The organism is Synechococcus sp. CCAP 1479/10 (assembly GCF_019038515.1).
GTDB lineage: Bacteria > Cyanobacteriota > Cyanobacteriia > PCC-6307 > Cyanobiaceae > Cyanobium.
The window spans coordinates 114,535-139,686 of record NZ_JAFKRJ010000008.1; the positions used below are offsets into that span (position 1 = coordinate 114,535).

Below are 25,152 nucleotides of genomic sequence, written 5' to 3' on the forward strand. Positions count from 1 at the left end.
CGGACGCACCATGGCCTGGTGGTTGATGAAGAGCGAGCCGGACGTCTACGGCATCCACCACCTGCAGGCGGAGGGCACCACCCTCTGGGACGGCATCCGCAACTACCAGGCCCGCAACTTCATGCGTGCCATGCAGATCGGCGACCGGGCGTTCTTCTACCACTCCAATGCCAGTCCCCCGGGCATCGTCGGCCTGATGGAGGTGACCGAGACGGGGCTGGTGGATCCCAGCCAGTTCGACGCCGCCTCGAAGTACTTCGATCCGGCCTCCAAGCCGGAGGCCCCGCGCTGGGACTGCGTGCGCCTCGCCTATCGCGCCACCTTTCCGGCGATGCTGAGCCTGGAGGCCCTGCGGGAACAGTTCAGCGTCGAAGACCTGGCGGTGGTGCGCCGGGGCAATCGCCTCTCGATCCTGCCGGTGAGCGACGCCAGCGCCGCCCGGCTGTTCCGCCTGCTGGGGGTGGAGCCGGACGCCTGAGGCCGGGCCCGTCAGGCCGCCGGCGCCGAGAACGCCTGGTGGCCGGGAAACAGGTTGGCCAGGTAGCAGCGGGTCACCCCGCGGTTGCGGATCCCGTTCTGCACCAGAAAGCCCGCCAGGGCGGCCTGGAACAGCCGGTACTGGTCCCAGTTGGGGTGCTCCTCGATGAACTCGCGCATGGCCGCCAGCAGGGGCGCGGGCACATCCGCCCGCAGGCTCACCAGAGACTCGGCCCCGTCCAGCGGCAGTGTTCTCGGGCGGGACATCGCGGATTCCTGGCTGGGCGTGAGCCAGTTCTCCACACCCAGGGGGCCGCGTCAAACGCCGACGCCGGCGGCCATCCGTCCCCCGTCCCAGCCTGAGACACCAGCCACAGCAGGGGCTTGCGAATGTCCCCGGGGCCACTCCCGCTTCTCAGGAACGCTCGCCTTTCCCTGTCAAGCGGCGGCGGCGACACGGGCCGCTTCTCCCCATCCGGGGCCGGTGGCCAGCGGCGATCGCCACCGGCCTGGGGAGAAACGGTGCAAAACCGGGGGGCCGGCTGCGGAATCCGCCAACGATCACCAATCCTGATCCCCGCCGCCTTGCTCAGCGGGTCTCAGGCGCTCCAGCGCGGCGCTGAACGCCTCACTGGCGGCGGCGCTCCAGCCCCCCTCGATGCCCCGCAGTCCCGGGGCGGGGGTGAGCACCAGCTGCAGCGTCCAGTGCTGCCGGTCACCCTCCAGGCCCAGCCACAGGGATCCGGCGTCGCCCCCTTCGGGCTCTCCGATCGGCAGCTCCACCTCCATGGCCACGGCCTCTTCCGCCATCAGGACGTCGGCCATGGCCCGGTGCTGGGCGGTGAGGCGACCGGCGGCCAGCTGCAGGGCGCCCAGCTCTGCCGCCGTCAGTTCACTGGCCCAGCCGTCCCCGCCGATGAGGGCGATGAAAGGGGCCCGGGCGGGATCCACCACCAGCCGCCAGCCCGGGCCCTCGCAGATCTCCACGGCGGGGTGGTGGTGGGGAGCCTCAGCCGGGCAGCAGGTCGGGCTGGTCCTGCTCGTCGCTGAGCTCGATGATGGCCCGCTGGACCGGCTTGATCATCGAGTCGTCGAGCAGGCCGTCGAAATCATCGAAGCGGCGCTGCTTGGCCCGGAAAGCGATGCGAACGGTGGTCAGGTAGCGGTTGCTGGAGTGACGGATCAGGCTCTCCCCGCGCTGGGCCAGTTCCTTGGCGTTGAGTTCGCTGCTCGGCATGCGGGCCTGATCATCAGTCTCAACACCCTAGATCAGCCCATCGGCCCGCCCTTTCCGGCCGCCACCGGCCTAGAAGGGGAGCCATCCGTCGACCCATGCCCGGAACCCTCGCCATCGACCTGGGCAGCAGCACCACCGTGGTGGCCTGGCAGGACCGCCAGGGCCCCCCCGGCCTGCTGCCCCTGCCGCCCTACAGCTGCGGCGACCCCTGCGTGGTGCCCAGCCTGCTGTGGCTGGAGGCCCCCGACGCCGAACGGCCCCTGATCGGCCGGCAGGTGCTCGAGGCGGCCCTGGCCGATGGCGACCACCCCGGCCTCTGCCGGGACTTCAAGCGCCACATCGGAGCCCCGGCGACGGGCCCCTCGCCGGGCTGGCTCAGTGCCGAGCGGGCCGGTGCCCTGCTGCTGGAGGGGCTGTGGCGGGCCCTGCCGGCGGAGCTGGTGCCGGAGCGGCTGGTGCTCACCGCCCCGATCGAGACCTACCGGGGCTACCGGGCCTGGCTGGAGCGGGCCAGCCGCGCCCTGGCGGTGCCCGAGCTTGCCTTGGTGGACGAGCCCACCGCCGCCGCCATCGGCGCCGGCCTGCCCCCCGGCAGCCGGGTGCTGGTGGTGGACATGGGCGGCGGCACGATCGATCTCTCCCTGGTGGCCCTGGAGGGCGGCGAGGGGCGGGCGGCGCCGATCGCCCAGCTGCTGCGCTTCGCCGGCCGGGACCTGACCCGCAGCGGCCAGAGCCTGCGCTGCGCCCGGGTGATCGGCAAGGCGGGGGTGGCCCTGGGCGGGCGGGACATCGATCGCTGGATCGCGGCCCACCTCTGCCCCGATGGGCCCGCTGACGGCGCCCTGCTGCAGCTCGCCGAACGTATCAAGTGCCAGCTCAGCGAGGCCCCCGAAGCCCGGCAGATCCAGGCGACGGCCGGGTCCTTCCGGGAGCTGACCCTGAGCCGGCCGGCCTTCGAGCGGCTCCTGGAGGAACGCGGCCTGCCCCAGCTGCTCGACGGCCTGCTGGAGGCGGTCCTGGCGGCCGCCCGCCGGGAGGGGCTGGGGCTGGGCGACATCGACGCCGTGCTGCCGGTGGGTGGCAGCAGCCGGATCCCCCTGATCCGGCGCTGGCTGGAGAGCCGCTGCCCCGGCGTGCCCCTGCGCGGCGAGCGGCCAGTGGAGGCCGTGGCCCTGGGGGCCCTGGCCCTGACCCCCGGCGTCCAGGTCCGGGACGTGCTGGCCCGTGGCGTCTCCCTGCGCTGCTGGGACCGGCGCAGCGCCGCCCACCGCTGGCATCCCCTGTTCGTGGCCGGCCAGAGCTGGCCGACGGAGCAGCCCCTGGAGCTGGTGCTGGCCTGCAGCCAGGACGGCCAGGAGGAGCTGGAACTGGTGCTGGGGGAGCCCCTGCCGGAGGAGCGGGCCGAGGTGGTCTTCGAGGCGGGGCTGCCGGTGCTGCGCGAGCGGCCGGCGGGGGCGGCTCCGGTGCGGCCTTGGTCCCCGTCGCCGCTGACCATCCCCCTGGCCTCCCCCGGTCAGCGCGGCGTCGACCGGCTGCGGCTGCGTTTTTCCATCGACGCCCAGGCCCGGCTCCTGGTGGCATGGGACGACCTGGAGGCCCTCGCCGAGGGCGGCCGCAGGGAGCCGCTGCCCCTGGGCCCGGTGCGCTGAGCGCCAGGGGAACCGCTGCGCTGGGCGCCACCGGGCCTGGCCGATCGCCGCCGTCGGCGGTGGACGCCGACCAGGCTGCCCCCGCGACCAGGCGCCGGTGGCCGCCGTTGCATACAACGGTGGAGAACCGTGCTCTCTCTCCCCCCTTGGCCCTCCGCCGGCACAGACTCCCGCGCTTCTGGCTGGCCATCACCCTGGGTTCGGTCGCCGCCGCCGTCGGCCTGGGTTACTGGTGGGAGCGCCAGCTGCCCGTGCGCCTGGAGCAGGCCTCCGCCACCGGCCGCCTCGACGACTGCCTCCGCTACAGCGAGCAGCTGGCGGCCCTCAGCTGGCTGCCCGGCCGCACCCCCTTCGACCGGGGCAGGTGCCTGCGGGCCAAGGCCGACCAGCTCTGGGGCCAGGAGGACTGGAGCGAGGCCCTGCGGCTGCAGCGCCAGGTGATCAACTCCCGGGCCGGCACCCCCTCCGACCGCGAACGGCTGGCGCGCTGGCAACGCCAGCTGCGCCACCTGGCCAAAACCCGCTTCCAGGACGGCGATCTGCAGGGTGCCCTGGCGGCGCTCGCCCCCCTGGGGGAGGAGCGCAACGACGACGGCAGCGCCATGGGCGACGACCTGCAGGCGATCTGGAACCGCAACCGCTCCCAGCTGGAGCGGGCGACGCTCCTGGTGAAGCAGAAGCGCTGGTGGGAGGCCCTCGACAGCCTCAACCGCATCGACCACCCCTGGTGGCGCCAGCAGAGCGAGCCCCTGCGGCAGGAGGTCAAAAAGGGCCTCGACCAGCTCCAGGGCAAGGACCGGGAGCACGATAGCCACGGTTCCCTGCCCCACACGGTGTCCGGGGAGAAGCTGGATGCCCTGGTGCAGCGCCGCATCAGCGCCGGCATGGACGAATGGCAGGCCTTCCAGGAGGCCTGCAAGGAGCTGGGCGGACGGGTGGTGGAGGCCGGGCCGGAGAGCGCCTGCCAGCGCTGAGCCCCATGACAGGATGGCCGCGCAGAGCGTCCCGGTGGACATGCAGCCAGGTGATCAGGTCAGGGTGTGTCGCAGTGTGGTCGTCTACAACCACCCCCAGCATCGGGGTGAGGCCTTTGATATGGAAGGTCAGCAGGGCGAGGTGTTCAACGTGCTGAACGACTGGAAGGGACGCCCGATCAGCCCGACCCTGCCCGTGGTGGTCGCCTTCGGCAAGTTCCGGGCCCATTTCCGCGAGGACGAGCTCGCCACCGTCTAGGCCGAGTCAGTCGCGCAGCAGGTAGACCCCCTCCTCGCCATCGATGGCCTGGAGGCAGAGCTGGATCGTCTCGTGGCGCGCGGTGGGCACCACCCGGCCGCAGAAGTCCGGCTGGATCGGCAGTTCCCGGTGGCCCCGGTCCACCATCGCCAGCAGCCCCACCCGACGGGGGCGCCCCCAGCCCTGCAGGGCCTCCAGGGCGGCCCGCACCGTGCGGCCGGTGAAGATGACGTCATCGACGAGCACCACCTGGCGCCCGTCCACCGGCACCGGCAGCTGGGTGGCCTCCACCAGGCGGGTGCCCACCCGTTCAAGGTCGTCGCGATGGAAGGTGGGGTCGATGCTGCCGTGGGCGATCGGATGGCCGCAGATCCCCTCCAGCCGACCGGCCAGCACCCGCGCCAGGGCCACACCACGGGTGGGGATGCCCAGCAGCACCAGGTCCCGGCTGTCGGCCACGGCCTCCAGCACCTGGGAGGCGAGCCGATCGAGGGTGCGTCCCAGATCCTGGGCGGAGAGCAGTTCCAGCCGGTCCGAGGGTCCCGTTCCGGCCTGAGTTCTGGCCACAAAGCGTATGGCGTGTAACCAAAGCCTGACGCATCCGTGCCGGAAGAAGGTGATGTCTGGGGAGGGCTGTAGGTTGGCGTGGCGTTGAAACGTGCAGATTTTCTCGCTGGTGAAAGCAGCTCCCTCCCAGAAGCAGTCCGCCAGCGGCACCGGCGAACGCGTCTCCTGCGAGACGGCTGCTCCCGTCGCCCCCATGGTTCTGGCGATCCTCGATGGCTGGGGATACAGCCCGGAGACCGACCACAACGCCGTGCGGAAGGCCGACACACCGGTGATGGACGCCCTGTGGCACGCCTATCCCCACACCCTGATCGAAGCCAGCGGCGCCGCCGTGGGCCTGCCCGATCACCAGATGGGCAATTCCGAGGTGGGGCACCTCACCATCGGCTCCGGCCGGATCATCCGCCAGGAGCTGGTGCGGATCGGCCAGGCGGTGCGCAGCGGCTCGATCGCCGGCAACCAGGCCCTCAACGACCTGGGTGACACCCTGCTGGCCAGCGGCCGCCCCCTTCACCTGATCGGACTCTGCTCCGACGGCGGCGTCCACAGCCATGTCGAGCACCTCGGCGGCCTGCTGCGCTGGGCGGCCGGCCGCGGCCTCACCGACGTCCTGATCCACGTCGTCACCGATGGCCGCGACTCGGCTCCCCATGGGGGCCCGGGTTACCTGGCCCGCATCCAGGAGATGGTCGACGAGGCCGGCGTCGGCCGCATCGCCACCCTCTGCGGCCGCTACTGGGCCATGGACCGCGACCAGCGCTGGGAGCGCACCCAGAAGGCCTACCGCCTGCTGACCGAGCCGTCCGAGATCTGCCCCTTCACGCCGGAGGAGGTGCTGCAGGGCTCCTATGCCGCCGGCATCACCGATGAATTCCTCGAGCCGGTGCGCCTCAGCGAGGGGCTGCTGGAGAGCGGCGATGGGCTGGTCTGCTTCAATTTCCGACCCGACCGGGTGCGCCAGATCATCCGCGCCCTGGTTCTGCCGGAGTTCGATGGCTTCCCGCGGGAGTGGCTGGGCCCCCTCCATGTGGTCACCTTCACCCAGTACGAGCAGGGACTGCCCGTGCGGGTGGCCTTCCCGCCCGAATCCCTCGATGGCCTTCTCGGCCAGGTGGTCTCCGAGCACGGCCTGCGCCAGTTCCGCACCGCCGAAACCGAGAAGTACCCGCACGTCACGTACTTCATGAACGGCGGCATCGAGCAGGCGTTCCCAGGCGAAGACCGCCATCTGGTGCCCTCCCCCCGTGTCGCCACCTACGACCAGGCGCCGGCGATGTCGGCGGAGAAGCTCACCGACAGCTGCATCGCCGCCATCGGCAAGGGGATCTACTCCCTGGTGGTGATCAACTACGCCAACCCCGACATGGTGGGCCACACCGGCCAGATGGAGGCCGCCACCGAAGCCATCGCCATGGTCGACCGCTGCGTGGGCCGGCTGGTGGAGGCCACCACCCGCATGGGCGGCAGCCTGCTGATCACTGCCGACCACGGCAATGCCGAGGTGATGCAGGGCCCCGATGGCCTCCCCTGGACCGCCCACACCACCAACCCGGTGCCGGTGATCCTGGTGGAGGGCGAGAAACGCAAGCTGCCGGGCCATGGCAACGACGTCACCCTGCGGGAACACGGCGGCCTGGCCGACATCGCCCCGACCCTGCTGGAGATCCTGGGTCTGCCCAAGCCCGCCCGCATGACCGGCACCTCCCTGGTGGTGCCCGCCTCGGTGCCCGCCGCCCGCATCCCCCAGACCCTCGGCGCCTGAGGCTCCGGGCCTGCGGCGGCTAGGCTGGCACGATGGTCAAGAACATCGTCTCCTCGCTCTGGATGCTCAGCGGTGCGCTGCTGATCGTGAGCGTGCTGCTCCACAGCCCCAAGGGGGATGGCATGGGGGGCCTGGCCTCCAGCGGCGGCTCGATGTTCAGCAGCGCCCGTAGCGCCGAGAACACCCTCAACCGCATCACCTGGACCCTGCTCTCCCTGTTCCTGGGGCTGGCCGTGGTGCTGAGCGCCGGCTGGCTGGGCTGAACCCGATGGACCGCCGCAACTTCCTCTCCAGCCTGCTGGCCCGGCTGGGGGCGCCCCTGGCGGGGCTGCTGCCCTTCCTGCCGGCCGGCCGGGCCCTGGCGGCCGCCAAGGCCACCGACCCGGCCTGGCAGCTGAGCCCGGCCGAGTGGAAGAAGCGCCTCACTCCGGCGGCCTATGCCGTGCTGCGCGATGAGGGCACCGAGCGTCCCTTCAGCAGCCCGCTCAACAAGGAGAAGCGCAGCGGTACGTACGTGTGTGCCGGCTGCCGCCTGCCCCTCTTCAGTTCCAAGGCCAAGTTCGACTCGGGCACGGGCTGGCCCAGCTTCTGGCAACCCCTGCCCAACGCGGTGGCGACCAAAACCGACTTCAAGCTGATCCTGCCGCGCACCGAATACCACTGCCGCCGCTGCGGCGGCCACCAGGGCCATGTCTTCGACGACGGCCCCAAACCCACCGGCAAGCGCTACTGCAACAACGGCGTGGCCCTGGCCTTCGTGCCGGGGGGCTGAGGCTCAGGCGAAACGGGTCGGTCACTCCGCCCCCACCAGGGCGGCCTCCCTGAGGCTGACTGCGGCTACGGTCGGCGGCGGCAGCAGGGGATCGTGACCCAGCTGGGCTCCGATGCGCTCGCGGGCCAGGAGGCGGTACTCCCAGAAGTGCTCTCCGGCGGCGCACAGGCTGAGGTAAAGCGCCAGCAGCCTGGGTTTTTGCCGCCCCATGTCCAGCAGCTGACGCCAGAACTGGTTGCGGATGTCTGCCCGACGCACCCCCTGGCTCCAGACCAGCCGCACCATCAGCCGGATGGCTTTGGCGAGGGGGTAGTTGATCTGCTGGGAGCAGTGGGGATTGGGGGTGATGGCGAGGCAGTGGCGCAGGCAGCGCTCCAGATAGGTGGCGGGCTCGTACATCCGCCAGAGGGCCTGCACATACTCGCGGCCGATCTCCTCCGACGGCCGGGTGGGCACGAAGTTCATCAGGGTGTTCTGGTCGCCACACCAGCCATCGGCATTCGTCAGCAACCTCCCCTCCTGCTCCAGCCGTGTCCACAGGGCCGTGTTCGGAAGCGCCTGAAGAATCCCAAGCATCGGCTGGGGGATGGCCGTTTCGGCGACGAACGCCTCGATGCGCTCGCCTGCCCCCGATCGTTCCCCATCGAAGCCGAGGATGAAACCGGCGTAGATGACCAGTCCCGCCGCGTTGATCGTCCGGCAGGCCTCCACGAGTGGATGGCGGGTGTTCTGCTGCTTGCGGGTGACTGCGAGACTGTCCTGATCGGGTGTCTCGATGCCCAGGAAGACCCCGAAAAAGCCGGCCTGGGCCATGAGCTCGAGAAGCTCGGGCTGCTCGGCCAGATTCACTGAGGCTTCGGTAAAGAAGTTGAAGGGGTAGCGATGCTCCCGCATCCAGGGAATAAGGCTGCGGAGCAGACGTTTGACGTTGTGCTGATTGCCGATGAAGTTGTCGTCCACCATGAAGATGGAGCCCCGCCAGCCCAGGTCGCAGAGGGTCTGCAGTTCCGCCAGGAGCTGGTGGTTCTCCTTGGTCCGGGGCTTGCGCCCGTAGAGGTTGATGATGTCGCAGAACTCGCAGTTGAAGGGGCAACCGCGTGAGAACTGCACCGCCATCATCAGGTAGGCCTCACGCTGCAGAAGGTCGTAGCGGGGTACGGGGCTGAGGCTCACATCGGGCTTCTCTGCGGCCCGGAATACACCATCCGGCTCCCCTCGTTCCAAGGCCGCCAGGAAGGCGGGAACGGTGATCTCGCCCTCATCCAGGATCAGATAGTCGGCACCTGATTGGAGCGCATGCTCCGGCAGGGAGGTGGGATAGGGGCCACCGACCGCCACCTTCTTCCCCATCCCCACCGCCTTGCGGATCAGATGGTGAAAGTCCTCGCGTTGCACCATCATCGCCGAGACGATCACGAGGTCGCACCAGTGCCAGTCGGCCTCCGGTTCCTCGGCCACGTTCCTGTCGTGGAAGCGGAGGTTCCAATCCGGCGGCAGCAGGGCGGCCACCGTGAGGATCCCCAGCGGCGGGATGAAGGCCTTCACCCCGGCCATCTCCAGGAACCGGTCGAACGACCAGAAGGTTTTCGGGAAGTGGGGATAGAGCAGGAGGGCGTTCATCACATCTGCAGCACGATGGCAATGGCCCGGCCGCGGGTGCCGGTCCGATCCTTCCTATCGAACGTAGGCAGCCGGAGCAGATTCACGCTGCCGCCACACATTTCTTGCGTCCGCTCACCGGCCGGTCGCTGGAGCGGAAGCGGCGATTTCTGGCCGTCCTGGCTGATTCAAATCTGCGCCGTGATTGCAGCTGTTCTGCGGCGGATTCCCAGCACTCCGGTCGCGCTCATCATCGTTGGGACGGACACGACGCCAAAACACGACGCCAGAAAAAAAGCGCCCCCGCAGGGGCGCTTGGTGCTGAAGGCGAAGGATCGGAGATCCGACGCTAATCGCAGAGGCGATCAGTAGTCGAAGTCGCCGCCCATGCCGCCACCGCCACCGGCGGGAGCAGCTTCCTTCTTCTCGGGCATGTCGGCCACGATGCACTCGGTGGTGAGCACCATGCCGGCGATCGAGGCGGCGTTCTGCAGGCCGGAGCGGGTCACCTTGGCGGGATCGACGATGCCGGCGGCCAGCATGTCGACGTACTCGCCGGTGGCGGCGTTGTAGCCCTCGTTGAAGGGCTTGTTGCGCACGTGCTCGGCGACGACGGCGCCGTTGACGCCGGCGTTCTCAGCGATCCGCTTGAGCGGGGCGGTGAGGGACGAGGCCACGATGGTGGCGCCGATCAGCTCCTCGCCGGAGAGATTGGCGGCCGCCCACTCCTCGAGGGCCGGGGCCAGGTGGGCCAGGGTGGTGCCACCGCCGGGGACGATGCCTTCTTCAACGGCCGCCTTGGTGGCGTTGATGGCATCTTCCAGGCGCAGCTTCTTGTCCTTCATCTCGGTTTCGGTGGCGGCGCCCACCTTGACCACGGCCACACCGCCGCTCAGCTTGGCCAGACGCTCCTGCAGCTTCTCCTTGTCATAGGAGGAGTCGGTTTCGTCCATCTGCTTGCGGATCTGCTCGCAGCGGGCCTTGACCGCCGCCTCGTTGCCTTCGGCGACGATGGTGGTGGTGTCCTTGTTGATGGTGATGCGGCGGGCGGTGCCCAGCATCTCCAGCTTGGTGTTCTCCAGCTTGAGGCCGGCGTCCTCGGTGATCAGCTGACCGTTGGTGAGGACGGCGATGTCCTCGAGCATGGCCTTGCGGCGGTCACCGAAGCCGGGAGCCTTGACGGCGGCGACGTTCAGCACGCCACGCAGACGGTTCACCACCAGGGTGGCGAGGGCTTCCTTCTCGATGTCCTCGGCGATGATCAGCAAGGGCTTGCCGGTGCGGGCGATCTGCTCGAGCACGGGCACCAGGTCCTGCACCAGGCCGATCTTCTTGTCGGTGAGCAGGATGTAGGGCTCGTCGAGCACTGCTTCCATCCGCTCGGTGTCGGTGGCGAAGTAGGGCGAGATGTAGCCCTTGTCGAAGCGCATGCCTTCGGTGACCTCCAGTTCGGTGGTCATCGACTTGCCTTCCTCGAGGGAGATGACCCCCTCCTTGCCCACCTTGTCCATGGCGTCCGCGATCATGCGGCCCACCTCTTCGTCGTTGCCGGCGGAGATGGTGCCCACCTGGGCGATGGCGTTGGAGTCGGAGATCGGCTTGGCGTGCTCCTCGATCTTGCCGACGAGGAACTCGGTGGCCTTGTCGATGCCCTTCTTGAGGGTGATGGCGTTGGCGCCGGCGGCCACGTTGCGCAGGCCCGCCTTGACCATGGCGTGGGCCAGGACGGTGGCGGTGGTGGTGCCGTCACCGGCGGCGTCGTTGGTTTTGCTGGCGGCCTGACGGATCAGGGCCACACCGGTGTTCTCGATGTGATCCTCCAGCTCGATCTCCTTGGCGATCGTCACGCCGTCGTTGATGATCTGGGGAGCGCCGAATTTCTTCTCCAGCACCACGTTGCGGCCCTTGGGGCCGAGGGTGACGGCAACGGCTTCGGCGAGGATGTCGATGCCCCGTTCGAGCGCCCGGCGGGCTTGCTCGTTATAGATAATGCGTTTGGCCATGGAAGAAAAAAGATTGCTTGGTTGAAGGTGATGCCGACGGGAACGCCGTCAGATCAGTTGACGACGGCCAGAATGTCCTTCTCGGACAGGAGCACGTACTCGTCGGTGCCGAGCTTGATGTCGGTGCCGGCGTACTTGCTGTAGAGCACCTTGTCGCCGACGCCCACTTCAGGGGCCTGGCGGGAGCCGTCGTCGTTGCGCTTGCCGGGACCGATCTGGACCACTTCGCCCACCTGGGGCTTTTCCTTGGCGGTGTCGGGCAGAAGGATGCCACCGGCGGTTTTCTCCTCCGATTCGGACACCTTGATGAAGACGCGATCTCCGAGGGGTTTGACCGTGGAGACGCTGAGAGAAACGGCAGCCATGAATTGACGCGATGGATGGACGCGAAGGCAGCGACGGAAGACGACCGGGGCCGGCGCGTCGCTGTGACGGGGCGAGTTAGCACTCGCGCCCTTCGACTGCCAACCTAGGTGGCGCCTTCGCTGCGACGCCATCCCCGGGCTGTGCGGGTGACCGAACCCCAGGCCGCCAGGCACCCTGCAGTGGTAAGGTTGCGCGGCTTCAGACGGGTGGTTGGATCCCGCTGGCACCCCTCCTTCCCTCCTTACCTATGGCTGCTGCCGCTCCCGCCGTCCCTGGTACCAAAGGCACCGTGCGCCAGGTGATCGGCCCGGTCCTCGACGTTGAATTCCCTGCGGGCAAGCTGCCCAAGATCTTCAACGCCCTTCGGATCGAAGGCAAGAATTCGGCCGGCCAGCAGGTGGCCCTCACCGCCGAAGTGCAGCAGCTGCTGGGCGACCACCGGGTCCGCGCCGTGGCCATGAGCAGCACCGACGGCCTGGTGCGCGGCATGAGCGCCCTCGACACCGGCGCCCCCATCTCCGTGCCCGTTGGTGAGGCCACCCTGGGCCGCATCTTCAACGTTCTGGGTGAGCCCGTTGACGAGCAGGGTCCGGTCTCCACGACCATGACCGCCCCGATCCACCGCCAGGCTCCCAAGCTCACCGAGCTCGAGACCAAGCCCCGCGTCTTCGAGACCGGCATCAAGGTGATCGACCTTCTGGCCCCCTACCGCCAGGGCGGCAAGGTGGGTCTGTTCGGTGGCGCCGGCGTCGGCAAGACCGTGCTGATCCAGGAGCTGATCAACAACATCGCCAAGGAGCACGGCGGCGTGTCCGTGTTTGGCGGCGTGGGTGAGCGCACCCGCGAGGGCAACGACCTCTACGAAGAGTTCAAGGAGTCGGGCGTGATCAACGCCGGCGACCTCTCCAAGTCGAAGGTGGCGCTCTGCTACGGCCAGATGAACGAGCCCCCCGGCGCCCGCATGCGCGTGGGTCTGTCGGCCCTCACCATGGCCGAGCACTTCCGTGACGTGAACAAGCAGGACGTGCTGCTGTTCATCGACAACATCTTCCGCTTCGTGCAGGCCGGCTCCGAAGTGAGCGCCTTGCTGGGCCGCATGCCCTCGGCCGTGGGCTACCAGCCCACCCTCGGCACCGACGTGGGTGAGCTGCAGGAGCGCATCACCTCCACCCTGGAGGGTTCGATCACCTCGATCCAGGCCGTCTACGTCCCCGCCGACGACCTGACCGACCCGGCGCCCGCCACCACCTTCGCCCACCTCGACGCCACCACCGTGCTGAGCCGCGGTCTGGCCTCCAAGGGCATCTACCCGGCGGTGGATCCCCTCGATTCCACCAGCACCATGCTCCAGCCCGCCGTCGTGGGCGACGAGCACTACCGCACCGCCCGGGCCGTCCAGTCCACCCTGCAGCGCTACAAGGAACTGCAGGACATCATCGCGATCCTGGGTCTGGACGAACTCTCCGAGGACGACCGCCGCACGGTGGATCGGGCCCGCAAGATCGAGAAGTTCCTCTCCCAGCCGTTCTTCGTGGCCGAGATCTTCACCGGCCAGTCCGGTGAGTACGTGAAGCTCGAGGACACCATCAAGGGCTTCAACATGATCCTCGCCGGTGAACTCGACGATCTGCCGGAAGCCGCCTTCTACCTGGTGGGCAACATCGACCAGGTGAGGGCGAAGGCCGCCAAGATCCTCGCCGCAGCCAAGTCCTGATCCGGGAAACCTCATGACCCTCACCCTGCGCGTCCTCGCCCCCGATCAGAGCGTCTTCGACGGCACCGCCGACGAAGTGATCCTGCCCGGCACCACCGGCCAGCTCGGCATCCTCACCGGCCACGTCTCCATGCTCACCGCCCTCGACAGCGGCGTGCTGCGGGTGCGGGAAGGCGCCAACTGGCAGTCGATCGCCCTGATGGGCGGCTTCGCCGAGGTGGTCGCCAATGAGGTCACCGTGCTCGTCAACGGTGCCGAGCTGGGCAGCAGCATCAACGCAGCTGCCGCCCAGAGCGATTTCGAGGCGGCCCAGCAGGCCGCGGCGGCGCTGGAAGGCTCCGACCCCAGCCCCGAGAAGGTGAAGGCCCAGCAGGCCCTCGCCCGCGCCCGCGCCCGTCTCCAGGCCAGCACGGGCGCCTGATCGCGCCCCAGCGGACCGGGACGCCGCGGCCATGGGCAAGGGTCGGGAGCTGGGCCTGCAGCTGCGGGAGTGGATCGCCACCGGTTCCGTCAGCCTGGACAATCCCCAGGCCCTCGCCAACCGCCTGATCGACGCCCTCGGGGCGGAGGAGTCTCTGCGCGGTCCCGTCCGGGACCTGGCCACCCAACCCCTGCTGCAGCGGGTGCTGCAGCTCCAGGGTGGGCCCCAGCGCAGCGCCATCGCGGCCCTCAGCAGCCATCTGGCCGGGATCTATGCCCCGGCTGTGCTGGCCGAACTGCTGGACCTGCTCGAGGCCAGCTCCGGTGTGGCCTCGAGCAGGCCGGGCTCCGATTCGCTGGCTTCCGGTTCCCCTGTCGCTGCCCCGACCACACCGCTGGGCTGGCTGGAGATCCTGCGGCCCCTCGGCCCGGGACTGGCCCTGGCCGCCGCCTCGGCCCCGGTGCTGTTCTGGGCCGGCGGGGAGCTGGAGACGTGGTTCTTCGATCCCTGGGGCTGGAGCAGCGGCCTCGTGCTGGTGCTGGCCCTGGCCCTGCTCCAGGCCCTGGCCCTCGGCCCCCTGAGGCCCCTGCGCCGCCGCTGGCCCCTGACCCTCGAGGCCAGCGCTGACCCCCACCGCGCCTGGTGCTGGATCACCGCCCCCTGGATCCATGCCGCCAACGGCGAGGCCCTGCTCAACCTGGGGATCCTGGTGATCGTGCTGGGCCGTTCACCGCTGCCCCTCTCCTCCCTGCTGCTGCGCTACGCGCTTGTCGCCCTGGCCACCACGGCGCCGGCGGTGCTGGTGGCCCGCCGGGCCCGGGTGCTGCGGCAGTGGGACGGCGCCTCCGGGCCCATCGCCGGCCTGATCGCCCTGGCCTGCACCCTCAGCCTCCTGCACTGGAAGGTCCACCCCTTCCCGGTCGGTGAGGTCGACTTCCCGGCCTGGGTGCTGCTGGTGGTGTACGGGACACTGCAGCTGGGCTGGCAACTGCCCCGCCGGGATCCCCAGGACATCAGCACCCCCCTGGCCCGGCTCCTCAGCAGCCCCTGGTGCTGGGGCACCGTGGCCGGCGTCGCCTGGGCCCTGGTGACCCGCGCCCAGGAACTGGGCAGGAGCTTGGGCTGGCTGGGCTGAGGGGCTCGTTCAGCCCGCCAGGGCGCGCATGTACCGCCCCCAGAGCTCGGCCACCAGGGCGCCGGAGGCGGCCTCGGCGGGGCGGTTGTCATCGTTGCCCATCCAGATGCCGGTGAGGATGCGGCTGGAGGGGGAGTAGCCCACGAACAGCACATCGACGCCGTTGTCGGTGGTGCCGGTCTTGCCGCGGGCATCGGCCACCACCCCGGCGGCGCGGCCGGTGCCGCCGCTCACCACCCCCCGCAGCAGGGCATCCATCTCGGCGGCCACCGCCGGTTCGATCAGCTGCTGGGGTCGCTCGCCGATCGGTGTGGTGACGCCGGCGGCCGGACAGGTGGCCAGGGAGCGCACCGAGCCGCAGATGCCCAGGTCGTAGATGCGCGTCACGCCGTGCAGGGGCACCGAGCGGCCGCCGTTGGCCACCACGGCATAGGCCCGGGCCAGCTCGTAGAGGAAGGTCTCCTTGCCGCCCAGCACCATCGAGAAGCTCTCCTCCATCGGCGTGCTGATGCCGAGCTGGCGGGCCTTGGCCACCACCTTGTTCAGGCCGGCCTGCTGGGCCAGCCGCAGGGCCACCACGTTCTCCGAGCTGGCGAAGCCCGCCGCCACGCTGGTGCTGCCACCGCCGCCCCGACAACCGGCCACATAGGAGAGCGGGGCGCAGGAGACGGCATCGCCGGGCTTGGCCCCGGCCTCCAGGGCCGCCAGGAAGGCGAACAGCTTGAAGGTGGATCCGGGCTGACGCAGGGCCTGCACCCGATCGAAGCTCGAGCGGCTGTAATCGCCGCCGCCGACGTAGGCCAGGATCGCGCCGGTGGCGTAGTCGATCGAGATCATGGCGCCCTGGGTGAGCCCCGCCCGGCCCCCCGGCCCCTCGAGGAACGCCTTCAGCTCTTTCTGGGCGATGGCCTGCAGGCGCGGATCGATGCTGCTGATCACGGCGTAGTTGCCCCGGGCCTCCGCACTGCTGAGGTCGAGGGCGAAGCGGCGTCCCTCCAGCTCACCGATCACGTAGTCGCTGAAGAAGGGGTAGCTGGAATAGGTGGATTCGCGGCAGGCGGAGGGGTCGATGTTCAGCGGCCGGCGGCGGGCGTCGATCAGCGCCTGGTCGGAGAGGTAGCCCTCGGCGTGCATCCGCCCCAGCACCAGGTCGCGGCGCTCCCGGCCCCAGGTGGGGTTCTCCCGGTTGCAGGGGCTGTAGCTGTTGGGGCTCGGCAGCAGGCCCACCAGGAACGCCGACTCCGCCACGTCCAGGGCGCTGGCCGACTTGCGGAAGTAGAGCTGGGCCGCCTGCTCGAAGCCTTCCGCCCCCAGGCCCAGGTAGGCCCGGTCGAGGTACATCTTGAGGATGCGGTTCTTGCTGAAGCCCGCCTCCAGCTGCCAGGCCACCCACAGCTCCCGCAGCTTGCGGGCCACCGACACGTCGGTGCCCACCGCCGGGTAGACCATGCGGGCCACCTGCTGGGTGAGGCCGCTGCCGCCGCCGGTGCCCTGCACCAGGGAGCGCAGGGTGCCGAACAGGTCGATGCCGCTGTTCCAGCCGAAGCGCGAATCCTCGGAGGCGATCAGGGCCTGGCGCAGGTGCAGGGGGTAGTCGGCCAGGGTCGGCAGGGCCGTCGAGGAGCCCTCGGCCGCATCGATCTGGCGGCCGTCGGTGGAGAACACCTTCACCGGTCCGCTCACCGAGCGGATCGAGGAGCCGCCGGCGACGGTGGTGGCCAGCAGCAGGCCCCCCAGGGCCACGCCCGAGCCCACCAGGGCACCGATGGCGCCCCAGTGCACCAGTTGCCCCAGGGGGCTGCGGGGATGGCGGTACACCAGGGTCGGCGCCTCCCCCTTGAGCGGGGAACCAAGTTGGAGCCGGTCCCCGTCCCGCAGGCGGAGGGCGCGGATGCGGCGATCGCGGTGGAACAGGCCGTTGGCCGAGCCGAAGTCCTCGGCCCCATAGTCCCGATCACCGGGCCGTTCCTGCTCCACGATCGCGTGCACCCGGCTGACGCCCGTGGCGTCGGCCTGCAGCTCGCAGAGGGGATCCCGGCCGATGCGGTAGCGGCCTCCCTCCAGCGCCAGCCGCCGGCGGCACTGGCCGCCGATCCAGAGTTCCAGCCAGGCGCCGTGGTGCCTCAGCCCCCCGAGGGCCGCCGTCATGTCCCGGCGTCGCCCGCCCGCCGTTGGGGCGGTCAGGGCCCGCCAGAGGCCGGCCCAGCCGGCGGCTCCGGCCGGAGCGCTGGGGGAGTCGGTGGCTGGTGCGGCGTCAACAGAGGAGGCAGGTGCGGCGCTGGGTGAAGTGCTGTCGCCCGGCGACGCCTGCTCCGTCGTCCCCACCATCGCCGGCCCGTCCGCCTTGCTCCCATACGCTACCCGCAGCGATCGGAGCGGCCGGCCAGGTGGAGCAACGCCGGGATCCATGGGCACCCTTCCGCATCTGGATCGCCCTGACCATCGGGGTGTATGCGGTGCGGGCCAGCTTCGCCGCCACCTGGGTGGGGGCGATCCCTGGCTGGGTGCTGCTGCTGCTGCTGCTGGTGGCCCTGCTGCTGGCCAGCTGGGCGCTGCTGTTCCCCGGGCGGGTCGTCCCCTGGCGGGAGGGGGAACCGGTGGGCTGGTGGGGCCGGTTCCTGGCCGATCGCCGTCTCGGCCGCCGCGGCGGTGCGGTGGACGACCCCTGATGGGCGCCGTTCCCCGCCTGTTGCTGCGTGACGACCCCGGCCGGAGCGTGCCGCTGGATCCCCGCACGCCCCTCTCCATCGGCCGGGACCCCGCCAGCGGCCTCTGCCTGGCCGAGGCCCGGGGCGTCTCCCGCCACCATGCCCTGGTGCGGGTGTCGCGCACCAGGCCGGGCCAGTGGCTGCTCTGCGACCTGGGCAGCGCCAACGGCACTTATCTCGAGGGGGCCCGGCTGAAGGACTGCCGACCCCTCTCCGACGGCGACGAGATCCGCCTGGGCCTGAACGGGCCGGTGCTCCAGTTCCGCGCCGGCTCCCCCAGCGCCCCCCCCGCGGCCCCTGCCGCTGCCACCCGCGGGCGGCCGGCGCCGGTGCCGACGGCGGTGGCCGGACAGCTGGATTTCGCCGGCCGTTCCCTGCCCCTTGATCGGATCCGCTCGGCCTACGTGCGCAGCCGCCGGCGCCATCCCCAGGCCTTCAGCTGGTGGCTGCTGCTCTGCCTGGGCGGGCTGCTGCTGCTCCCCTTCCCCTGGCTGTTCTGGCCGCTGCAGGCGGGGGCGCTGGCGGGCTGGATCGTGCTGGGCTCCCGCTGGGAGCATCTGCTGGAGGTGACGCTCCAGGACGGCCTGGCCTACCGGCACCGCTTCGACAGCCTGGCGACGGCCCTGGCCCACCGCAACGGCATCCGCCGGGCGATGGCGGCGGCCGCGCCGGCCGGGAGGCGGCCATGAACTGGATCCTGCCGGAGGGCGCCAGCCTCGGGTTCGAGGGGCTGGCCGCCCCGCTGCGGATCGTCCGCGGCCTCGGGGGCGGCACCCAGGGCCAGGTGTACGAGGTGGAACTGGAGGGGGAGCGGCTGGCCCTGAAGTGGTACCTGCCGGCCTGCATCGCCCGCGACGCCGGCCTGGAGCGGCGCCTGGCGGCCAGCATCCGGGCCACCGCACCGAACGACGCCTTCCTCTGGCCGATCGCCCTGCTGCGGGCCAGCCCCGCCAGCCGGCCCCTGATCCGCATCCGCGAGGAGAGCTTCGGCTATCTGATGCCCCTGCGTCCCGCCGCCTACGTGGGTGCCAGCGAGCACGCCGCCGGCCGGCTGGCGATCGGCCTGCGCCAGGTGCTGCGGGCCTGCTTCGGCCTGGCCGACGCCTTCCACGCCCTGCACCTGGCGGGCCTCTGCTACAAGGACGTCTCCCTGGGCAACCTCTTCCTGGAGCCCGGCGGCGGCGGCATCCTCATCTGCGACAACGACAACGTCGCGGTGGACGGGGCCGACCACGGCGCCGTGCTGGGCACCCCGGGTTTCATGGCCCCGGAGGTGCTGCTGGGGCAGGCCCGGCCCGGGGCCGACAGCGATCTCTTCTCCCTGGCGGTGCTGCTGTTCCGGCTGCTCACCCGCCACGACCCCCTCAAAGGTCAGATGGAGCTGGCGATCCGCTGCCTCGACGAGCCGGCCCGCCGGCGCCTCTGCGGCGAGGACCCGGTGTTCATCTTCGACCCGGTGGATGCCCGCAACAGGCCCGACCCGATCGAGCATGCGGCCGCCCTGATCACCTGGCCCATCTACCCCCGCCCCCTCCAGGCCCTGTTCGAGCAGACCTTCTGCCGCGGTATGAAGCAGCCCTCGCGCCGGGCCCTCACCGGCCAGTGGAAACAGGAGCTGGCCCGCACCCTCGATCAACGCAGCCTCTGCCCCGCCTGCGGCCAGGAGAACTTCCAGGCCGCCGGCGCACCGGCGCTGTGCTGGAGCTGCGGCAGCCCCCTGCCGCAGCCGATCACCCTGGTCCTGCCCCGGGGTTCGGTGCTGGCCGCCCCGGACAACGAGCTGCACCCCCACCACTTCGATGCCCTGGTCGGGGAGGATCTGCGCCGGCCGCTCGCCCGGGTGGTGGCCCACCCCCAGGAGCCCCGTCGCCTGGGGCTGTGCAATCTCTCGGCCGCCGCCTGGAGCGCCGAGGCCGCCGATGGCCGCAGCTGGCCGGTGGGGCCTGGCGAGAGCTGTAGCCTCGCGGCACTCACCCGGATCCTCACCCCGGCGGGTCCGATCGCCGTGCAGCGCCCCATCCCGCCAGCCCCCGCCGCCTGAGAGATGCCGTTTCCCGACGTCAAGCTGGCCAATCGGCCGCTCCATTTCCTCTACCTCTGCGACTGCTCCGGCTCCATGGCCGCCTCGGGCAAGATGCAGGCCCTCAACCAGGCCATCCGCCAGTCGCTGCCGGGCATGGCGGCGGTCGCCCGGGACAACCCGGAGGCCCGGGTGCTGGTGCGGGCCGTGAGTTTCGCCGACCGTGCCGCCTGGCACATCGAGACCCCCACGCCGGTGGATCAGCTGGAGTGGCGCGATCTCCAGGCGGGCGGCATCACGGCGATGGGGGCCGCCCTGCAGCTGGTGGCGGCGGCGCTCCAGACCCCGCCGATGGAGGTGCGCGCCCTGCCGCCGGTGCTGGTGCTGATCTCCGACGGCCAGCCCACCGATGACTTCGCCGGCGGTCTCGAGGCCCTGCGGCGGGTGCCCTGGGCCCAGAAGGCGGTGCGCCTGGCCATCGCCCTCGGCCACGACGCCGACCTGGAGGTGCTGCAGCGCTTCATCGGCAGCGAGCCGGCGACGGCGGGCCGTTCCCCCCGCCGACCGCTCCAGGCGGGTAACGCCACCTCCCTGGCCCAGTACATCCAGTGGGCTTCCACGGCGGTGGTGGGGGCCGCCTCGATGCCCGCCAGCCGGGTCAGCGAGACGCCCCTGGAGCCCGTGGCGGGCAACATCCCCCTGCCGGATCTGCCCCCCACCGTGCTCGATCCCACCGACGACGTCGGTCCCGTGGTGTGGTGAACCGCTGGGTGGCGCCGATCGGTGCCAGCCGGACCGGGGCCGCCCACCGCCGCGCCGGCCGGCCCTGCCAGGACGCCGTGCTCTGCCGTGAGCTGCGGGACCTCGAGGGCCAGCCGGTGATGGTGATGGCGGTGGCCGACGGCCATGGCGGGCGCCGCTACCGGCGCAGCGAGGTGGGCAGCCGCCTGGCCTGCGAAACGGCCCTGGCCGCGGTGCAGGGCGCCCTGGCCGCCAGGCCCCTGGACGGGGGGGAGGAGGGCTGGCGCCGCTGGCTGGAGCGGGACCTGCCCGAGGCGATTCAGGGCGGCTGGCTGGAGGCGGTGGCGGCCCACTGGCAGGGCGATCCGGGGGAGGGCGGCTTCGAGGCCCTGCTCTACGGCAGCACCCTGGGCCTGGTGGTGATGACCCCCCGCTGGTGGGGCCACACCGGCCTGGGCGACTGGGATCTGGTGCGGGTGGAGGCGGACGGCCAGGCCCGGCTGCTGGAGGAGGAGGATGAGCCCACCGCCCTCGGGGAGGCCACCTGCAGCCTCTGCCAGCCCCGGGCGGCGTCCCTGTTCGCCCGCCGGGCGGGCCTGCATCGGCTCGATGGCGGGGCCGGCGACTTCGCCCTTGTGCTCTGCACCGACGGCATCCGCAAGTCCTGTGCCACCGACGGCGACTTCCTCACCCTGGCGGCCTGGCTGGCCCGCGGCGACGGCGAGGCGGACCCCGAGGCGGCCGGCAGCCTGTCGGCGGCGCTGGACCGGATCAGCCGCGAGGGAAGCGGCGACGACGTGACCGTGGCGGTTGGTCGTGTCTGCAGCCCAGGCGGCGGGCCGCCACCACCCCAGCCCCCGCCGCCCGTCGCACCGGCTCCTTTGGCGACCCCGGAGCCCCCTGCAACGGAGCCCGCCCAGGCACTCCCTCCCCGGCGAGGACGTCCGGCGATCGGCCGGGCGGTGGCCATCGGCCTGGCACTGGCCGGCGCCGGGGGGAGCTGGCTGGCCTGGCACTGGCCCCGCAGCCCGACAGCTCTGCCGGCGGTGCCCAGCTCCCCGGGGCTGCGGGCCGCCCGCCTGCAGGTGGAGCGGCTCTGCGGCCAGCCAGCCGCCATTCCCCTGGCGCTACGCCGCCGCCGCGAGCTGTTCGTCGCCCTGCGCCAGGGCCGGCAGGATCCCGCCCCGCTGAAGGCCGCGGCCGCCGCCGATCCCCTCGCCGCCCTGATCGCCGCCGATCTCCCGACGGAGGATCACCGCGACGGGACACTCCCGGCGGCCCAACCTGCTGCCTCCAGACCCCACCGCCCCCTGCGGGCGCTGGGGGCCTGCCCCGCCCTGCTGGAGGCCCTCGACCGGCAATGGGCCGTCACCCCGGCCGCCCCTACCCCCTGAACCCCATGGCCCTGCGTCTGCTGCTCGACTGCGCCGACCCCCTGGAGTGGGAGCGCTGGCTGCCCAGCGGCCTGTTCCAGGGCATCACCACCAACCCGACCCTGCTGCGGCGGGCCGGTCAGCCCTGCCGCCTCGACCACCTGGCGCAGCTGAGCGCACGCGCCGCGGCCCTCGGCTGCCGGGAGATCCATCTGCAGACCTGGGGTGGCGATGTCGACCAGCAGCTGGCGAACGGCCGGGCCCTGGCCGCCCTCGATCCCCAGCGGGTGTTCGTGAAGGTGCCGATCACCCGCCAGGGGGCGGCGGTGGCGCGCGACCTGATCGCCGAGGGCGTGCCGGTCACCTTCACGGCCTGTTATGAGATGGCCCAGGTGCTGGTGGCCGCCGCCCTGGGCGCCGATGGCATCGCCGCCTACCTGGGGCGGATCAGCGATCTGGGCCGGGATGGCCACGGCGAACTGATCGCCATGCAGCGGGCCCTGGAGGGGGTGGGATCCGGCACGCGGCTGCTGGTGGCCAGCCTGCGCCAGCCGCAGGATCTGGCCCGGCTGGCCGCCGCCGGTCTGGCGCACCACACGATCAGCCCGGCGATCGCCGCCGGCCTGTTCGGCAGCCCGGAGACGGCCGCGGCCGCCGAGGGCTTCGAACGTGACGCCGCCGGGACCTGAGGCCCGGGGATCAGGCGGTCCCGCAGAAGGTGACGTCGGGGAACTTGAGCTTGGCTTCATCGAGGGATTTGCCGCGCCCTTCCTCCTGCCAGTAGTTGATCACCTCGGTGGCCTTGTTCAGGATCTCGACCCGTTCGTTGTCGGTGATCCAGCTCTTGGCCTCGAGCTCGCCCTTGAGGGTTTCCCAGGCGTCTTCCCGGGGCCAGAAGAAGTAGGCGGTGAGGGGGCTGGGCCCGCCGCCGACGATCTGATCCACCGCCAGGGCGACGTTGTCGGGGAGCCAGAGGATCTTCACCAGGAAGCGGCCCTCATCGGCCTTGGGGGTGTAGCCCGAAGGAACCCCGTCCTCGTCGATGGTGGCGGTGGCCAGGGCGGCACTGCCGCCGCGCAGCACCGGACGCCCTTCGGTCGTGTCGGCTGCGATGGCCGCCGGGATGGCGCTCAGGGCAGCGGCCTCGGCACTCTCAGGGGCTGTCACGGTTTCGGCGCTCAAGGAGAAACGGCAATTGCCTAACCTACCAGCCGATTCGCAGCAACCCCACTGACCGCCTCCGCCGCCCCCCGCGCCGTCCTCCTCTTCGACATCGACGGCGTGATCAGGGATGTGGCGGGCAGCTACCGGCGCGCCATCGTCGAGACCGTCCGCCATTTCAGCGGCTGGGCCCCGGAGAGCGCCGTGATCGACGCCCTCAAGGGGGAGGGTCGCTGGAACAACGACTGGCAGGCCTCGATGGAGCTGCTGCGTCGCCACGGCACCGACCCCCTGCCCGCCTGGGAGGAGTTGGTGGCGGTGTTCAGCGACCACTACTTCGGCGGCGATCCGGAGGGGGACCCCGCCCTCTGGCGCGGCTTCATCGGCGGCGAGCCCCTGCTGGTGGACGCCGCCTTCTTCGCTGCCCTCAGCGACCGGGGGATCGCCTGGGGCTTCGTCAGCGGTGCCGAGCCCCCCTCCGCCCGCTTCGTGCTGGAGCAGCGGCTGGAGCTGGTGGCGCCGCCCCTGGTCGCCATGGGCCAGGCCCCCGACAAGCCCGACCCCACCGGCCTGCTGGCCCTGGCGGCCACCCTGGCCCGTGGGCCCCTGGGGGCCGGGGCCCCGCCCGTGGCCTACCTGGGCGACACCGTGGCCGACGTGGAGACGGTGCGCCGGGCCCGCGCCCGGGTGCCCGGCCAGCGCTTCGAGGCCCTGGCCGTGGCGCCACCCCACCTGCAGCAGGCCGGCCGGGAGGCCGAGCGGCAGCGCTACGAGCACCAGCTGCGCCAGGCGGGGGCCGACCGCCTCCTGGGTTCCACCACCCAGGTGCTGGAGCTGTTCAGCGTTCCATCGCCGCCGGCGCCTTGAGGGCGGCGGCGGTGAGCACCTCGTGGCCGTGGTCGGTCACCGCCACGTCATCCTCGATGCGGATGCCGATCCCCTTCCAGCGCTCTTCGATGGCGGGCTGGCCCTCGGGCACCGCCAGCCGGTCGCTGACGTAGAGGCCGGGTTCCACCGTGAGCACCATGCCCGCCTCGAGGGCCACGTGGTGCTCGCCGAGCCGGTAGGCGCCCACGTCGTGGACGTCGAGGCCCAGCCAGTGGCCGGTGCGGTGCATGTAGAGATGGCGGTAGGCCCCCTGCTCGATCAGCCCGTCCACCGCCCCATTCAGCAGGCCCAGCTCCACCAGCCCTTCCACCAGCACCCGCACGGCCGTGTCGTGGACCCCTTCGGCGGTCTGGCCCGGGGCCACCGCCGCCACCGCCGCCTCCTGGGCGGCCAGCACCAGTTCGTAGAGGGCCCGCTGCTCGCCGCTGAAGCGCCCGTTGACGGGGAAGGTGCGGGTGATGTCGCCGTTGTAGTAATCGCTGAGGCTGCAGCCGGCATCGATCAGCAGCAGGTCACCGTCCCGCAGCCGGTCGTCGTTGGCGGTGTAGTGCAGGACGCAGGCGTTGTCGCCCCCGGCCACGATGGATCCATAGGCAGGCCCGCGCGCTCCCTGCTCAAGAAAGTGCTGCTCGATCACGGCCTGCACCTGCCGTTCGCTGAGGCCGGGCCGGGCCACCTGCCGGGCCAGTTCATGGGCCTCGGCGGAGATGCGGGCGGCCTCCCGCAGTCGGGCCAGCTCCTCCGGCTCCTTGCGCAGCCGCAGCTCGTGCAGCAGCGGGCAGGGGGCCACCAGCCCCAGGGCGGCCTTGCCGCTGCGGGGGGCCCGATCCAGCTGGCGTCCCCAGGCGGCCAGCACCAGGGGCTCCACCTGGGGGTGGCGCCCTACCCGGAAGGCGATCCCCTCGGCACCTTCGAGATACTCCGCCAGCCGTTCGGCCAGCTCGCCGCGGGGATGGGCCACATCGGCGCCGAACTGGCTGACGGCCCCGTCACAGCCCCAGCGGAAGCCGTTCCACACCTCGGCCCCCGGATCCTTCGCCTCGACGAACAGCACGAAGGGGGTCTCGGGCCGGTGGGGCAGGAACAGGGCCACGGCCCCGGGCTCGTCGAAGCCGGTGAGATACCAGAAGTCGCTGTTCTGGCGGAAGCTGTGCTCCACGTCGGCGTGGTGGGTCACCAGCGCCGCCCCCGGGATCACCGCGGCCGCGCCGCCCAGCTGCTGCAGAAACCGCTGGCGACGGCGGGCCAGCAGGGCGGGGTCGATCGGGGCGGTGTGGGGCATCGAAGCGAAGGGACGGACAGCGAGAAGATGGCACAGCCGATTAA

At 71.3% G+C, this 25,152-nt stretch carries 27 protein-coding genes; 17 read left to right on the forward strand and 10 right to left on the reverse strand.

The features are described from left to right. Window positions 1–10: 10 nt before the first annotated feature. Complete coding sequence (locus tag KUG39_RS04390; protein WP_190610689.1) at window positions 11–478, forward strand: EVE domain-containing protein; 468 nt, start codon at window positions 11–13, stop codon at window positions 476–478. Between the two features lie 11 nt (window positions 479–489). On the opposite strand, the gene KUG39_RS04395 is transcribed toward KUG39_RS04390, so the two are convergent. From KUG39_RS04395 to KUG39_RS04405, 3 genes are all read right to left on the reverse strand, one after another. Next, the gene (locus KUG39_RS04395; RefSeq protein WP_094585619.1) at window positions 490–744 is read right to left on the reverse strand and encodes a DUF2811 domain-containing protein; all 255 of its coding nucleotides are present in this window, start codon (window positions 742–744) and stop codon (window positions 490–492) included. A 294-nt stretch (window positions 745–1,038) separates the two neighbouring features. Beyond that, window positions 1,039–1,464 (reverse strand): DUF1818 family protein, encoded by a 426-nt coding sequence (locus tag KUG39_RS04400; protein ID WP_094585620.1) that lies wholly within the window; start codon window positions 1,462–1,464, stop codon window positions 1,039–1,041. A gap of 22 nt (window positions 1,465–1,486) precedes the next feature. Continuing rightward, window positions 1,487–1,714 carry a DNA-directed RNA polymerase subunit omega gene (locus KUG39_RS04405; RefSeq protein WP_015110657.1) on the reverse strand — a complete coding sequence of 76 codons (228 nt, stop codon included), beginning with the start codon at window positions 1,712–1,714 and terminating at the stop codon, window positions 1,487–1,489. A gap of 95 nt (window positions 1,715–1,809) precedes the next feature. On the opposite strand from KUG39_RS04405, the gene KUG39_RS04410 reads away from it, so the two are divergent. The 3 genes from KUG39_RS04410 (at window position 1,810) to KUG39_RS04420 (ending at window position 4,596) form a co-directional block, all read left to right on the forward strand. Continuing rightward, on the forward strand, window positions 1,810–3,363 hold the full coding sequence (locus KUG39_RS04410) for an Hsp70 family protein (RefSeq protein WP_216913259.1): 1,554 nt from the start codon (window positions 1,810–1,812) through the stop codon (window positions 3,361–3,363). A gap of 146 nt (window positions 3,364–3,509) precedes the next feature. Then, entirely contained in the window at window positions 3,510–4,337 is an 828-nt protein-coding gene (locus tag KUG39_RS04415) for a hypothetical protein (protein ID WP_094585622.1), read from the forward strand. Between the two features lie 40 nt (window positions 4,338–4,377). Beyond that, the gene (locus tag KUG39_RS04420) at window positions 4,378–4,596 is read left to right on the forward strand and encodes a ferredoxin-thioredoxin reductase variable chain (protein ID WP_106220503.1); all 219 of its coding nucleotides are present in this window, start codon (window positions 4,378–4,380) and stop codon (window positions 4,594–4,596) included. 6 nt (window positions 4,597–4,602) lie between these two features. On the opposite strand, the gene pyrR is transcribed toward KUG39_RS04420, so the two are convergent. Further along, on the reverse strand, window positions 4,603–5,163 hold the full coding sequence (pyrR, locus tag KUG39_RS04425; RefSeq protein ID WP_216913261.1) for a bifunctional pyr operon transcriptional regulator/uracil phosphoribosyltransferase PyrR: 561 nt from the start codon (window positions 5,161–5,163) through the stop codon (window positions 4,603–4,605). A gap of 193 nt (window positions 5,164–5,356) precedes the next feature. Between pyrR and gpmI the strand changes: the two genes are divergently transcribed. From gpmI to msrB, 3 genes are read left to right on the forward strand one after another with little or no spacing between them, the layout of a single operon-like run. Continuing rightward, entirely contained in the window at window positions 5,357–6,925 is a 1,569-nt protein-coding gene (gene gpmI, locus KUG39_RS04430; RefSeq protein WP_216913345.1) for a 2,3-bisphosphoglycerate-independent phosphoglycerate mutase, read from the forward strand. A 32-nt stretch (window positions 6,926–6,957) separates the two neighbouring features. Continuing rightward, window positions 6,958–7,188: a preprotein translocase subunit SecG gene (gene secG, locus KUG39_RS04435; RefSeq protein WP_015110663.1), complete on the forward strand. Its 231-nt coding sequence runs from the start codon at window positions 6,958–6,960 to the stop codon at window positions 7,186–7,188. Window positions 7,189–7,193: 5 nt separating this feature from the next. Further along, the gene (gene msrB / locus KUG39_RS04440; RefSeq protein WP_190610686.1) at window positions 7,194–7,697 is read left to right on the forward strand and encodes a peptide-methionine (R)-S-oxide reductase MsrB; all 504 of its coding nucleotides are present in this window, start codon (window positions 7,194–7,196) and stop codon (window positions 7,695–7,697) included. Window positions 7,698–7,718: 21 nt separating this feature from the next. On the opposite strand, the gene KUG39_RS04445 is transcribed toward msrB, so the two are convergent. From KUG39_RS04445 to groES, 3 genes are all read right to left on the reverse strand, one after another. Beyond that, on the reverse strand, window positions 7,719–9,317 hold the full coding sequence (locus KUG39_RS04445; RefSeq protein WP_216913263.1) for a B12-binding domain-containing radical SAM protein: 1,599 nt from the start codon (window positions 9,315–9,317) through the stop codon (window positions 7,719–7,721). A gap of 344 nt (window positions 9,318–9,661) precedes the next feature. Beyond that, a complete protein-coding gene (gene groL, locus KUG39_RS04450) occupies window positions 9,662–11,299 on the reverse strand; it encodes a chaperonin GroEL (protein WP_094585628.1) in 1,638 nt (545 codons plus the stop codon). A gap of 53 nt (window positions 11,300–11,352) precedes the next feature. Continuing rightward, complete coding sequence (gene groES / locus KUG39_RS04455; RefSeq protein WP_015110667.1) at window positions 11,353–11,664, reverse strand: co-chaperone GroES; 312 nt, start codon at window positions 11,662–11,664, stop codon at window positions 11,353–11,355. 248 nt (window positions 11,665–11,912) lie between these two features. Here groES and atpD point away from each other — a divergent pair, with 248 nt between their 5' ends. Genes atpD through KUG39_RS04470 form a run of 3 tightly spaced genes read left to right on the forward strand, consistent with a single transcriptional unit; the run spans window position 11,913 to window position 14,935 of the window. Next, window positions 11,913–13,379, forward strand: a complete 1,467-nt coding sequence (gene atpD / locus KUG39_RS04460) for a F0F1 ATP synthase subunit beta (protein ID WP_094585629.1) — start codon at window positions 11,913–11,915, stop codon at window positions 13,377–13,379. A gap of 13 nt (window positions 13,380–13,392) precedes the next feature. Next, window positions 13,393–13,800: an ATP synthase F1 subunit epsilon gene (gene atpC / locus KUG39_RS04465; RefSeq protein WP_094585630.1), complete on the forward strand. Its 408-nt coding sequence runs from the start codon at window positions 13,393–13,395 to the stop codon at window positions 13,798–13,800. Window positions 13,801–13,831: 31 nt separating this feature from the next. Beyond that, window positions 13,832–14,935 (forward strand): rhomboid family intramembrane serine protease, encoded by a 1,104-nt coding sequence (locus tag KUG39_RS04470; protein WP_216913265.1) that lies wholly within the window; start codon window positions 13,832–13,834, stop codon window positions 14,933–14,935. Window positions 14,936–14,944: 9 nt separating this feature from the next. Here KUG39_RS04470 and KUG39_RS04475 read toward each other — a convergent pair whose 3' ends face one another. Further along, a complete protein-coding gene (locus tag KUG39_RS04475; protein ID WP_216913267.1) occupies window positions 14,945–17,263 on the reverse strand; it encodes a transglycosylase domain-containing protein in 2,319 nt (772 codons plus the stop codon). 59 nt (window positions 17,264–17,322) lie between these two features. Between KUG39_RS04475 and KUG39_RS04480 the strand changes: the two genes are divergently transcribed. From KUG39_RS04480 to KUG39_RS04505, 6 genes are read left to right on the forward strand one after another with little or no spacing between them, the layout of a single operon-like run. Next, the gene (locus KUG39_RS04480; RefSeq protein WP_094585633.1) at window positions 17,323–17,604 is read left to right on the forward strand and encodes a hypothetical protein; all 282 of its coding nucleotides are present in this window, start codon (window positions 17,323–17,325) and stop codon (window positions 17,602–17,604) included. Next, window positions 17,604–18,332 carry an FHA domain-containing protein gene (locus tag KUG39_RS04485; protein WP_216913269.1) on the forward strand — a complete coding sequence of 243 codons (729 nt, stop codon included), beginning with the start codon at window positions 17,604–17,606 and terminating at the stop codon, window positions 18,330–18,332. The genes KUG39_RS04480 and KUG39_RS04485 overlap by 1 nt, the downstream gene beginning before the upstream one ends. Continuing rightward, complete coding sequence (locus KUG39_RS04490) at window positions 18,329–19,684, forward strand: protein kinase domain-containing protein (RefSeq protein WP_216913271.1); 1,356 nt, start codon at window positions 18,329–18,331, stop codon at window positions 19,682–19,684. Before KUG39_RS04485 ends, KUG39_RS04490 begins: the two co-directional genes overlap by 4 nt. A gap of 3 nt (window positions 19,685–19,687) precedes the next feature. Beyond that, window positions 19,688–20,425 (forward strand): vWA domain-containing protein, encoded by a 738-nt coding sequence (locus KUG39_RS04495; RefSeq protein ID WP_216913273.1) that lies wholly within the window; start codon window positions 19,688–19,690, stop codon window positions 20,423–20,425. Window positions 20,426–20,433: 8 nt separating this feature from the next. Beyond that, window positions 20,434–21,798: a protein phosphatase 2C domain-containing protein gene (locus KUG39_RS04500; protein WP_216918234.1), complete on the forward strand. Its 1,365-nt coding sequence runs from the start codon at window positions 20,434–20,436 to the stop codon at window positions 21,796–21,798. 5 nt (window positions 21,799–21,803) lie between these two features. Then, entirely contained in the window at window positions 21,804–22,466 is a 663-nt protein-coding gene (locus KUG39_RS04505; RefSeq protein ID WP_216913277.1) for a transaldolase family protein, read from the forward strand. 10 nt (window positions 22,467–22,476) lie between these two features. Here KUG39_RS04505 and KUG39_RS04510 read toward each other — a convergent pair whose 3' ends face one another. Beyond that, window positions 22,477–22,959 (reverse strand): 30S ribosomal protein PSRP-3, encoded by a 483-nt coding sequence (locus tag KUG39_RS04510; protein ID WP_015110678.1) that lies wholly within the window; start codon window positions 22,957–22,959, stop codon window positions 22,477–22,479. Window positions 22,960–23,007: 48 nt separating this feature from the next. On the opposite strand from KUG39_RS04510, the gene KUG39_RS04515 reads away from it, so the two are divergent. Continuing rightward, window positions 23,008–23,805: a TIGR01548 family HAD-type hydrolase gene (locus KUG39_RS04515; protein ID WP_216913346.1), complete on the forward strand. Its 798-nt coding sequence runs from the start codon at window positions 23,008–23,010 to the stop codon at window positions 23,803–23,805. Here the strand turns inward: KUG39_RS04515 and KUG39_RS04520 are convergent. Further along, window positions 23,777–25,108 carry an aminopeptidase P N-terminal domain-containing protein gene (locus KUG39_RS04520; RefSeq protein ID WP_216913279.1) on the reverse strand — a complete coding sequence of 444 codons (1,332 nt, stop codon included), beginning with the start codon at window positions 25,106–25,108 and terminating at the stop codon, window positions 23,777–23,779. The genes KUG39_RS04515 and KUG39_RS04520 overlap by 29 nt on opposite strands. Window positions 25,109–25,152: the final 44 nt, after the last annotated feature.